We start from the raw sequence: 11,687 nt of genomic DNA on the forward strand, positions 1-11,687 counted from the left end.
CGCATTCAAACACCTGTTTGAACAGCAGGGTGGGAAAATCGATGATACCTGGGCCGAAGGCGTCGTGCCAAAAAATGCGGTCTATCTCGTGCAGCACAATTCGGAGAACCTGACCCAATACCTGTATCTGCAGAACAAATGGTCGAACAACCTGATGGCGCGGCAGATATTTCTCACGTTGGGGGCAGAAATCAAGGGCGCGCCCGGAACATTGCTCAAATCCAGGGAAGTGGTCATGGATTGGCTCAAGCGCCAAGGATTCAGCTGGCCGGGCTTCGATATCGAAAACGGCTCTGGTTTGTCACGCAAGGAACGCATCAGTCCGAAGGAAATGGGCCAATTGCTGATGTATGCCTGGCATAGTCCGACCATGCCGGAATTGATGGCTTCATTGCCGATCGCCGGTATCGACGGCACCATGCGTAAGCGTTTACGTGGTGAGCCGGCACGCGGAATGATTCATCTGAAAACGGGCACGCTGCGGGATGTTCGCGCGGGGGCTGGCTATGTCGTCACCCAATCGGGCCGACGCTACGTGGTGGTAATCCTGCAAAACGAGAAAAACGTCCAAAACGGTGGTGGCACAAAAGTTCAGGATGCGATTCTTGATTGGTTGTACGCGAACGGTTGATCGTCGAGCACACTAGAGCGTACGCTTCAACGCGGCGACCAGATCGCCATCAAGAGCCGGGCCGGATAGGTCATCCAGAATGCTTAACGCTTGCGCCACCGGCATTGCCCCGCGATAGGGGCGCTCTGCCGATACGGCATCGAACACATCGGCCACGCTGATAATGCGGGTGGCAAAATCAATCTGATCCCCTTTGAGCCCCCAGGGGTATCCGCGCCCGTCGAGTCGCTCATGGTGACCGGACGCCACGGGCGCCAGCGAATCGAAAATGCCGACCTTGGAGAGAATATCCATCGAATGCACCGGATGCAGTTTGATCTGGTCGAACTCCGCATCGGTCAGCTTGCCCGGCTTATCCAGAATGCTGTTGCTGACGCCCAGTTTACCGATGTCGTGCAGCAGCGCCGCATGTCGAAGCCAGAACAGTTGCTTTTCGGGTAAACCAACTTCTCCACCGATACGTTGGGCGTACTGGCACACGCGACTACTGTGGCCGAAGGTATAGGGGCTTTTGGCATCGATAACCGCTGCAAAGGCGCCTGCCAGCCGATCGAGTTCGTCGTCATCCACATCGCGCGCATAGTCGGCTGGTTCCAGCGCGACCAGGCGGGCGGCGATGTCCGGATCACGCAGACCTTCCCAGAATTCGTCGTTCTGAGCCAGCTTTTCCAGGTGATTCACCAACGTGGGGTCGAACCAACTGCCCGTGCGTGCCCGAACGGTCCGCATCGCCAATGTGCTACCGCCCTCGGCGAAGAAGATTTCAATCACTTGTGCCAGTAGCGCAATGCGGGCGAACAGTGGAATCTGTTCCCCCTTCAACTGTCGAGGGCTACCGCGGCCGTCCCAGTGCTCATCGAGCCCACGAACCGCATCGCAAACCTGAGCGGAAAAACCGAGTTGCTCCGCGATCTCCGCACCTTGTTCGCAGCGGGTGAGAAACAGTTCCTCTCCGATTTCCGCTCCCTTGGTGATCAGGTTCGCCAGCATGGGGAGTCGCTTCAGCCAGGATTCGCCGGGCGCCACATGCGACCAGGCGAATTTGGCCATGTCGTCGAGCTTGTGGGTATCGATCAGCTTGAAATCACGCTTGAGGATGCGGTCATCGCAGCCGTACACGTTGAAGATGCGCGCCGCGTTGCTTGAGCAGCCCGCATCCTTGAGCAGCAACGCATAGTACAAATCAGCGCGATCGTGATCGTTCAGGTTCAGTTCCTGACCGATGTGCATGCCAATCCAGCAGCATCGTTGCGCGTGCCCGGCGGGCAGGCCTTCGGTCAAATCCAGTGCGTGCGAGAGCGCGCCGATGATTTCGGATTGGCGTAGTCGCAGTGTCGGTTCGGTTAACGATGAAGGGATGGACATGCGAACTCCTATGCGCGCCTATGACCTCTAGTGTACTGTTTCGCTCTTGGAGGTACTTTCAGAGTCCTCCGAATGCGTCAGGACAAGGCGCCGTGCGCAGGCAATGGCCCACACCCTTGTCAAGCACGGCAACGCCGTCATGGCGCATTCGGAGAACTCCCTTCGGGCGAGCCGCTGGCCGATCATCTGCGGCGTTGCGCTCGCTTGCAAGGGGGTGGCCATTGCGGCGCGAGCGCGCCTTGTATCTAATCGACCAGCGACTCGCTGAATGTGCCTCCAAGAGCGAAACAGTACACTAGCCTAGTCTAAATATGGCGTGGATTCAGGCCGGTGTGCCCGACACGATCATCAGTTGCAGCATTTCCTGTCCGCGAAATCGGTTGATGTCGATCCGATAGGCCAGGTGCCAGTATTTTCCCGCAGGAATATGTTCGCCGATACCGAACCAGACGGCTGTCAGATGGGTGCCAATGGCAGGTGTTGCTGTTCCGGGTTTGAGTAGTCGTAAACGCAGGCGCCAGTGCCGGCCTTCCTTGAGCGGGGTGCGTTCCAGTACTTCAAACCGGTTGTCGAAAATCGGTTCCGGGCAATCGGTACCCCAAGGAATGCAGGTTTGCAGCAGGTGGGCGAAGTCCAGCGTCAGTTCGTTTGCGCTCAATGGGCCATCGGAGAGCACGATGGCCTGATCGGGAAAATGTGGCTGGTGCTTTGCCATCTCAAGTGCGAACAGACGGCGGAATGTTTCGAGCTGGTCGAATGACAGGCTCAGCCCCGCGGCCATGGCGTGCCCGCCGAAGGCATGCATCAGATCGGGGGCGGCGGTTGCCATCGCCACCAGAACATCACGCAGGTGGACGCCGGGAATCGAACGTCCGGATGCCTTGAGTTTTGCTCTTGGCGCATCGTTGTCTTCCGGTGCAAACACGAACACCGGCCGTTGCCAGCGTTCTTTGAGTCGACCGGCGACAATGCCGATCACGCCCTGGTGGAAGCTGTCGTCAAAAATCACCCAGTCGGCAGGATCAATCGGGCGATCGAGATCAAGCTCGTTCAGCCCTGAGCTGTTGCCCTGTTTTTTCAGGCTGAACAACATTTCCTGTTCGAGGGCGCGTCGCTCGTGATTGATCTCGTTGAGCGTCATGGCGTATTGGCGAGCGGTGATCGGATCGTCCGCCAATAAGCAATCCACGCCGATCCGCATGTCTTCCAATCGCCCGGCCGCATTCAGTCTTGGCCCGACCACGAAACCGAGATCCGTGCTGCTGGCGTAACGCGGATCCTTGCCAGCCACAGCGAACAAGGCCGATATGCCCGGTACGCACTGTTGCGCCTGAATGCGCGCCAGCCCCTGTGCGACCAGCCGGCGATTATTGTCGTCCAGTGATACCACGTCGGCTACCGTGCCCACGGCGACCAGATCCAGCCAGCGCGCAAGGTTGGGCCGTGCAATGCCGCCGGTGAACCAGTCCAGTGCGGATAACCGTTCCCTCAGTGCCGCCATGACATAAAACGCCACGCCTACTCCGGCGATTGCCTTCGAGGCGAAGTCGGAGCCGTTGAGGTTGGGATTGACGATCGCATGAGCGGGCGGGAGGGTGTCGCCCGGCAGATGGTGGTCGGTGATGATCACGGTCGCGTTCAAAGTCAGTGCGGCAGCAACCCCGGCAAAGGCGGCAATGCCGTTATCCACGGTCAGGATGACATCGGGCGGCGCATCGGCTTCGGCAATCCAGTCCTTGAGCAAGGCGGGCGAGAGACCATAACCATGGCGTTGCCGGTCGGGCAGGGTGTATTCCACCCGCTTGGCGCCCATAGCCCGTAAGGCCCTGACGCATAGTGCCGTTGCCGTGGCACCATCGGCATCGAAATCGCCGACAATCAGGATGCGGGCATGTTCGCGAACGGCATTGGCGAGAATATCGGCCGCCAATTCGATTCCAGGCATGCCTGCCGGCGGCAGCAACAGGCTGAGGTCGGGATTGATCTGTTCGGGGTCGACTATGCCCCTCGTCACCAGAATTTCAGCCAGACGCGACTCAATGCCCGACATGGCCTCGGGAATTTCCGGTGGCGCCCGGCGTTTAATCAGGCGCTGATGACTCCGGGGTGGGGGCGTCACAACAGGGTTACGCAAAACTCAGCCGGATATTGGCCATGGCGAGGTAGCTTTGTTCCACTTCCAGATCCACCCGGGTCAACGGTCGGGTTTTGAGCCAGCCATCGGCGAAAATCACGTGCAATTTATCTTTCCCCGCCTCCAACTTGATGCGAGACAAATTGGGTTTGGGGGAACGATCACGATGGAGCAGTACCGCCAGTCGCAGTACCACGGAAAGCTTGATGATGCGATCCCGTAACCGTTCATCGACTTGATCGAAACGCTGCAGTTTGAATTTGCGTCGATGCGTGTGCACGAGGCTCGCGATAATCATCTGGGCCGGGCGAGTGAGGCCCGGCATATCGGCATAGGAAAGGATATAGGCGCCATGATGATGAAAGCCTGAATGACTCACCGCCAGGCCGATTTCGTGCAGTCGGGCCGCGATATCCAGCCAGACGGCGTAACGCGGTGCGTCGATCGATTCGGGATGGCAATCGAGTCCCCAGGCAGGCGCGACCTGCGCCAACAGGTCTGCGGCAGTTTTGGCCACGCGATCGGCATGGCGAACATCGACCGTGAACAAGCGTTGCAAGCGGCGAACTGTCGCGATGCGGATATCGTCGTGATCATCCCGATCGAGCCAGTCGAATACCAACCCTTCGCGCAGTGCACCGTCGCTCACCAGCATCTGCTTGATTTCCAGTGCGGCGAATATGGCCTGCATCGCAATCAAGCCACCGACGAAAACGGGCTTTCTATCCTCAGACAGGCCGGATAATTTCAGCGCGGACAGTGAACCGGCCTTGAGGACGGCCGCCTGGATTTTGGCCAATCCCTCTTTGGTAATGGCACCGTCTCCCCAGCCGTTCGCCTTGATCACCGTCGCCAGGGAACGCGCCGTACCGGAACTGCCCATGGCCTGTGTCCAGCCCGATTTGAGATAAGCCATTTTGTATGGGCTAAGTTCGAGTTCGGCCCGGTTTTTTGCGTGCTCTAACCGCGCCGCATCGAAGACACCATCAGGGAAAAAATCGCGCATGAGCGCAACGCAGCCAATCGGCACGCTTTCCATCTTGAATGGGGTTATACCATTGCCGAGGATGAGTTCTGTCGAACCGCCCCCGATATCAACAACCAGTCGGTCTCCCTCTATGGGCATTTCGCTTCGGGCAACGCCGAGGTAAACCAGCCGCGCTTCCTCTCGACCGGCAATGATCTCGATGGGGTGGCCGATGGCTTTTTCACCGCGCTTGATGAATTCTGCACCGTTCTTGGCAGCGCGCAGCGTATTGGTGCCGACGATGCGCACACTGCCGCGCGGCATGTCGGAAACGCGTTGTCCGAAACGCGTCAGGCAGGCGACACCACGCTCCATGGCTTCTTCAGCCAGGCTTCCGTCGGCCTGAAGGCCACCGGCCAGGCGAACCATCTCTTTCATCCTGTCGATCACCTGAACCTGTCCATCACGGACACGAGCGATCAGCATGTGAAAGCTATTGGAACCCAGGTCAACGGCGGCTACGAGGCTATCGTCTTGCATCACACTTTTTCCCGTGGTTTCATGGAGGCGGTATTATCGCCCCGACAGCGCGGCGAAATAAACCTGATGTTCCTTTTTTCGGAAAAATAGGTCTTTTGTTCGACCGGATCTTGCCCCCGACAGACGTGTCCCATAGTTATTGTCCTGAGTTGGCTTTTTGGGCTTGATCATTCTGCCAGCGTTTTTCAGGCTGCATCGGGCTCAAGTAGTTCACGGTCGAACGCAGGAGAGATTGACATGATTGATATTTCAGATGTTCCAATTCTGGGCTAATGGCGTTTGGTGCAGGGACATGTTTCGTTGAGCCTGACTTAAAGGAGATTCATATGAACCAGGTGCATATTGGCGTTATCGTGGGAAGTATTCGTCGTGACTCGTTCAATCGAAAATTGGCCGAGGCATTGATCAAGCTCGCACCGACTGACTTTTCATTTTCACACATTCAAATTGATAACTTACCTCTCTACAACCAGGACGATGATGCCAATCCGTCAGACGCTGTAAGACGCCTGAAGGACAGTTTGTCGGCCGTTGATGGATTTCTGTTTGTTACTCCTGAGTACAACCGCTCAATGCCCGGAGTGCTCAAGAATGCAATCGATCACGGATCGCGCCCGTACGGACAGAGTGCGTGGCAGGGTAAACCGGCCGGGGTGCTCGGAACCTCCCCCGGTGCCATTGGCACTGCCATGGCACAGCAACACTTACGCAATGTTCTGGCCTATCTGGATGTTCCTACCATGGGGCAGCCTGAGGCATTTGTTCAGTTCACAGAAGGCTTGATCGATGAATTCGGCGAAGTTGGTCCAGCCAGTCGCGAGTTCCTGCAAAACTGGATGAATCGGTATGTTGCCTGGGTCAAAAAGTTTGCGGCGCAGTGAACTTGAGCCTATGGAGATATTCCGTGATGCTTGCATCCCAAGCGGGCGAGACGGAAACCCAAGTTTTATCCACCACGCTGATACATTCTGGTACACGATCGAGTCCACGTGAGGATAACAAAAAACCCGCGGCAAGCGCGGGTTTTGGGTTTGTGGTGCGAATCAGCTTATTTGATTTGCTGCTTCAGGCTGCCTGAGGCGTAGCGTTGGTGCATTTCGTCCAGGTTGAGTGGCTTGATCAAAGAAGCCTTGCCTGCTGAGCCGAAGGCCTCGAAGCGTGCCTGGCAGATGCCTTTCATGGCTTTGGTTGCTTCGGCGAAAAACTTGCGCGGGTCGAAGTTGGCCGGGTTGTCATGCAGATGCTTACGAATCGCTCCGGTGGAGGCCATACGCAGGTCGGTGTCGATGTTGACTTTACGCACGCCGTGCTTGATGCCTTCGACGATTTCTTCGACGGGCACGCCATAGGTTTGACCCATGTCGCCGCCGTAGTTGTTGATGATTTCGAGCCAGTCTTCCGGTACGGAAGATGAGCCGTGCATAACGAGGTGGGTGTTCGGGATGCGCGCGTGGATTTCTTTGACGCGGTCGATACGCAGCACTTTGCCGGTTGGCTTCTGGGTGAACTTGTACGCGCCGTGTGAGGTGCCGATGGCGATCGCCAAGGCGTCAACGTCGGTCATTTTAACGAATTGAGCCGCTTCTTCCGGGTCGGTTAGCAACATGGAGTGATCCAGCTCGCCTTCTGCACCGTGGCCGTCTTCTTCGCCCATTTTGCCGGTTTCGAGTGAGCCGAGGCAACCCAGTTCGCCTTCAACGGATACACCGACGAAGTGCGACATTTCAGCTACTTTGCGCGTAACTTCAACGTTGTATTCGAAAGAAGAAGGGGTCTTCATGTCGGGCATCAGTGAGCCGTCCATCATGACTGAGCTGAAGCCGGACTGGATCGCGCGGAAGCAAACGCCCGGATCAGCGCCGTGATCTTGGTGCATGACGACAGGAATGTGCGGGTACATTTCGACGGCCGCAGCGACGAGGTGACGCAGGAACGGTTCGCCGGCGTATTTGCGCGCACCAGCCGAGCCTTGCAGGATCACGGGGCTGTCAACCGCATCGGCCGCCTGCATGATGGCATGGATCTGCTCCATGTTGTTGACGTTGAATGCAGGCATGCCATAGCTATGTTCTGCGGCATGATCTAACAGTTGACGTAAGGAAATAAGCGCCATAAGGATTCTCCAGTCAGGTTGAAAAATAAAACAAAATCTTGATGCCCTGCCCTTGGGTTGAGCATCATGCCACGCTTAATCGGCGTTGATAATCTGGCCTACCCGCACAATCTTCATGGCATTTGTGCCGCCCATTTGACCCATCAGATCACCCTTGGTGATGATGACGACATCACCATCATCCAAACATTCCATCTGGGTGAGGGCTTCGATGGTCAGGCGATTCACTTCAGCGTGATCTGTCGATGAATAGGGAAAATGTACCGCCTGAACACCACGGTACAAAGCCATGCGCCTTGCTGCGACTTCGTTCCGGGTGAATGCGTAGATCGGGATGTCGGTACTGACGCGGGACATCCACAGTGCGGTCGCGCCCGATTCTGTCAGCGCCACAAGGGCGGCAACGGACAAGTGGTTCGCCGTGTAGATGGCCGAGTAGGCGATGGCCTGATCGATACGCTCAAAAGGAATATCCAGTGGGGGCTGTCCCCGTTTGGCTTCGATCTGGTACTCCGCCCGATGACAGATACGCGCCATGGTTTCCACCACGCGCACCGGGTGTTTACCCGCTGCCGTTTCGGCAGACAGCATGACCGCATCGGTGCCGTCCAGAACCGCGTTGGCCACATCGAAAACTTCTGCCCGGGTCGGGATCGGATTGCTGATCATGGTTTCCATCATCTGCGTGGCCGTGATCACAGGGCGGTTCATGTCACGCGCCATGCGGATGAATGCTTTCTGCACGGCAGGCAATTCGGCATCACCAATTTCCACGCCCAGGTCGCCACGCGCAATCATGATGGCGTCGGAGGCCTGGATGATGTCGCGGATACATTCGATCGCTTCGGCCCGCTCGATTTTCGCCACGATGTGCGCCGTGCATCCTGCTTCTTGCAGCAGGCGACGGGCCTCGTGGATATCATCACCGGAGCGGGGGAAGGAAACGGCAATGTAGTCAACGCCAATGGCTGCCGCGGTTTTGATATCTTCACGATCCTTGTCTGTGATCGCGGGCGCAGACAAGCCACCCCCCTGGCGATTGATGCCCTTGTTGTTGGACAGCTCGCCGCCCACGATGACCTTGGTCTGGATTCTGTTGCCGGTAACGGCTTCAACCTGCAATACAATCCGGCCATCATCCAGAAGCAGGATATCGCCGACTTTCGAGTCGGTGACCAGCGCCTTGTAGGTGATGCCTACGGCTGTTTCGTCGCCACTGTCGCGATCCAGATCAGCGTCCAGTGTGAAGCTCGCGCCATCGACCAGTTCGACCTTACCCGTCTTGAAGCGATCGATGCGAATTTTCGGCCCCTGCAAATCGCCGAGAATCGCGACAAACTTCCCTTGCGCGCTAGCCGCTGCCCGAACCATATCGGCACGGTGTTGGTGGTCGGCTGCCTTGCCGTGAGAGAAGTTCAGTCGAACAACATCGACACCGGCAGCGATGAGGTCGGCGATTACTTTCGGGTTGTCGCTGGCGGGCCCCAATGTGGCTACGATTTTCGTGCGTCGCTTGGTGGATAAATAACCGGGAGGGTTTAGGGCGTGCATGAAAAATCCTTAAGCGCTGGCGCGTTGTTCGAGAATGGCAACAGCGGGCAGCGTCTTGCCTTCGAGGTATTCGAGGAAAGCACCGCCCGCAGTCGAAATGTAACTTACCTGATCATAAATATCATATTTCTGAATGGCCGCAATGGTGTCGCCGCCGCCAGCCAGGGTAAACGCCTTGGTCTTGGCAATGGCCATGGCAATGGTCTTGGTGCCTTCGCCAAACTGGTCGTATTCGAATACGCCAACCGGGCCGTTCCACACCACGGTGCCCGCCTTCATGATGATATCTGCCAGTTCCTGAGCTGATTTCGGACCGATGTCGAAAATCATGTCGTCGTCAGATACGCCATCGACCGGCTTGAGTGTGGCCGGGGTGTTTTCGTTGCCGGGCAGGAATGGCAGCTCGGTGCCCACGACCACGTCGACGGCAACCGGGATTGAAGCGCCGCGCGCTTCCATTTTCTTCATCAGCATCTGAGCAGTAGGAACCAGATCATCTTCGCAGAGTGACTTGCCCACATTGTAACCGGCGGCCTTGATGAAGGTGTTGGCAATACCGCCACCGACAACCATCTGGTCGACCTTTTCGGACAGCGCTTCGAGTACGGTGAGTTTGGTGGAAACCTTGGAACCACCCACGATGGCAACCATCGGGCGGGCCGGGTTGGCCAGGGCCTTGTCCAGTGCTTCGAGTTCCTGAGCCAACAGAATGCCGGCACAGGCCACGGGGGCGAATTTGGCAATGCCATGGGTTGATGCTTCTGCGCGGTGGGCGGTGCCGAACGCATCCATGACGAATACGTCGCATAGGGCTGCGTATTTTTTGGCCGTTTCATCCAGGTTTTTCTTTTCGCCGACATTGAAGCGAACGTTTTCGAGCAGAACGACTTCACCGGCTGCCACGTCGAAACCGCCATTGACCCAATCTTTGATCAGGCGAACGGGTTTGCCGAGCTTGGCGCCCATATCTGTGGCCACGGGCGCCAGTGAGTTCTCTTCGGAATAAACGCCTTCTTCCGGGCGACCGAGATGAGAGGTGACCATGACTTTCGCACCCGCTTTGACGCAATGGGTGATCGTGGCCATCGAGGCGGCAATACGGGCATCAGAGGTGACCTTCCCGTCCTTTACCGGCACGTTCAAATCAGCACGAATAAATACACGCTTGCCCGCCAGATCGAGGTCGGTCATACGGAGGAAGTTGGCCATGAGACACTCCTGAACATCAAAATAAAAAATGGTTTGGTTTGCGTGGTCGCAAAACAAACGATTTCAGTGAAAAACCTGCGCCCTGAATAGAGCACAGGTGATCAATCGACCAGCTCCGATGCCATTGGTTGGAACGGCACGGAGCGAGTCGGATTAGCCGATGACTTTAACCATCCGCATCAGGTTGCTGGTGTAACCGTATTCGTTGTCATACCAGGCAACTACTTTCACGAAGGTCGGGTCCAACTGGATACCGGCCTTGGCGTCGAATACAGACGGCTGTGCCACGCCTCGGAAGTCGGTGGAAACCACGGCATCGTCGGTGTAACCAAGAACACCTTTGAGTGAACCGCTTTCTGACGCCGCTTTCATGGCCTTGCAGATGTCGGCGTAGGTGGTTTCCTTGTTCAGTTCGACGGTCAGGTCGACCACAGAAACGTCAGAAGTCGGCACACGGAACGCCATCCCGGTCAGTTTGCCGTTCAGTTCCGGCAGCACCTTGCCCACGGCTTTTGCCGCGCCCGTGGAGGAGGGGATGATGTTTTCCAGGATGCCGCGACCGCCGCGCCAGTCTTTGGAAGAAGGGCCGTCAACAGTTTTCTGGGTAGCTGTCGCCGCGTGAACGGTGGTCATCAGGCCGCGTTTGATGCCGAATGTATCATTCAACACCTTGGCGACAGGCGCCAGGCAGTTTGTGGTACAGGACGCCGCGGAAACGATGGTTTCACCGGCATATTTTTCGTGGTTCACGCCATAGACGAACATGGGTGTGTCGTCTTTTGAAGGTGCGGACTGGATGACTTTCTTGGCACCGGCGTTGATGTGCGCTTGGCAAGTTTCCTTGGTCAGGAAGAAGCCGGTGGATTCGATGACGATATCGGCACCCGCTTCGTTCCACTTGAGGTTGGCCGGGTCACGCTCGGCGGTCAGGCGGATACGCTTGCCGTTGACAACGAGGTAGTTGCCGTCGACAGAAACGTCGCCGTCAAAACGACCGTGCACGGAATCGTATTTGAGCATGTATGCCAGGTAATCGGCATCCAGCAGGTCGTTGATGGCAACGACTTCGATTTCAGGAAAGTCTTTCGCTGCAGCGCGAAACACCATGCGGCCGATACGGCCGAACCCGTTGATACCTACTTTGATTGTCATAAGACACCCCTGTTTCTAAGGTTTT

General features: G+C 56.9%; 9 protein-coding genes. 2 read left to right on the forward strand and 7 right to left on the reverse strand.

Annotated elements, in window-relative coordinates:
• Positions 1 to 631, forward strand: a 631-nt coding sequence (dacB, locus tag PHD44_RS00410) for a D-alanyl-D-alanine carboxypeptidase/D-alanyl-D-alanine-endopeptidase (RefSeq protein WP_300186689.1), incomplete at its 5' end; no start/stop codon positions are given.
• Between the two features lie 12 nt (positions 632 to 643).
• Here dacB and PHD44_RS00415 read toward each other — a convergent pair.
• From PHD44_RS00415 to ppx, 3 genes are all read right to left on the reverse strand, one after another.
• On the reverse strand, positions 644 to 1,996 hold the full coding sequence (locus PHD44_RS00415) for an HD-GYP domain-containing protein (protein WP_300186692.1): 1,353 nt from the start codon (positions 1,994 to 1,996) through the stop codon (positions 644 to 646).
• A 322-nt stretch (positions 1,997 to 2,318) separates the two neighbouring features.
• Complete coding sequence (gene recJ / locus PHD44_RS00420) at positions 2,319 to 4,046, reverse strand: single-stranded-DNA-specific exonuclease RecJ (RefSeq protein WP_300186695.1); 1,728 nt, start codon at positions 4,044 to 4,046, stop codon at positions 2,319 to 2,321.
• 76 nt (positions 4,047 to 4,122) lie between these two features.
• A complete protein-coding gene (gene ppx, locus PHD44_RS00425) occupies positions 4,123 to 5,637 on the reverse strand; it encodes an exopolyphosphatase (protein WP_300186698.1) in 1,515 nt (504 codons plus the stop codon).
• 326 nt (positions 5,638 to 5,963) lie between these two features.
• On the opposite strand from ppx, the gene PHD44_RS00430 reads away from it, so the two are divergent.
• Positions 5,964 to 6,518 (forward strand): NADPH-dependent FMN reductase, encoded by a 555-nt coding sequence (locus PHD44_RS00430; protein ID WP_300186701.1) that lies wholly within the window; start codon positions 5,964 to 5,966, stop codon positions 6,516 to 6,518.
• Between the two features lie 167 nt (positions 6,519 to 6,685).
• On the opposite strand, the gene fba is transcribed toward PHD44_RS00430, so the two are convergent.
• The 4 genes from fba to gap form a co-directional block, all read right to left on the reverse strand.
• Positions 6,686 to 7,750: a class II fructose-bisphosphate aldolase gene (fba, locus tag PHD44_RS00435; protein WP_290677088.1), complete on the reverse strand. Its 1,065-nt coding sequence runs from the start codon at positions 7,748 to 7,750 to the stop codon at positions 6,686 to 6,688.
• 75 nt (positions 7,751 to 7,825) lie between these two features.
• Entirely contained in the window at positions 7,826 to 9,301 is a 1,476-nt protein-coding gene (gene pyk / locus PHD44_RS00440) for a pyruvate kinase (RefSeq protein ID WP_300186706.1), read from the reverse strand.
• Positions 9,302 to 9,310: 9 nt separating this feature from the next.
• Entirely contained in the window at positions 9,311 to 10,510 is a 1,200-nt protein-coding gene (locus PHD44_RS00445) for a phosphoglycerate kinase (RefSeq protein ID WP_300186709.1), read from the reverse strand.
• A 153-nt stretch (positions 10,511 to 10,663) separates the two neighbouring features.
• Positions 10,664 to 11,662: a type I glyceraldehyde-3-phosphate dehydrogenase gene (gene gap / locus PHD44_RS00450; protein ID WP_300186712.1), complete on the reverse strand. Its 999-nt coding sequence runs from the start codon at positions 11,660 to 11,662 to the stop codon at positions 10,664 to 10,666.
• Positions 11,663 to 11,687 lie beyond the last annotated feature (25 nt).

Source organism: Halothiobacillus sp. (genome assembly GCF_028710545.1).
GTDB lineage: Bacteria > Pseudomonadota > Gammaproteobacteria > Halothiobacillales > Halothiobacillaceae > Halothiobacillus.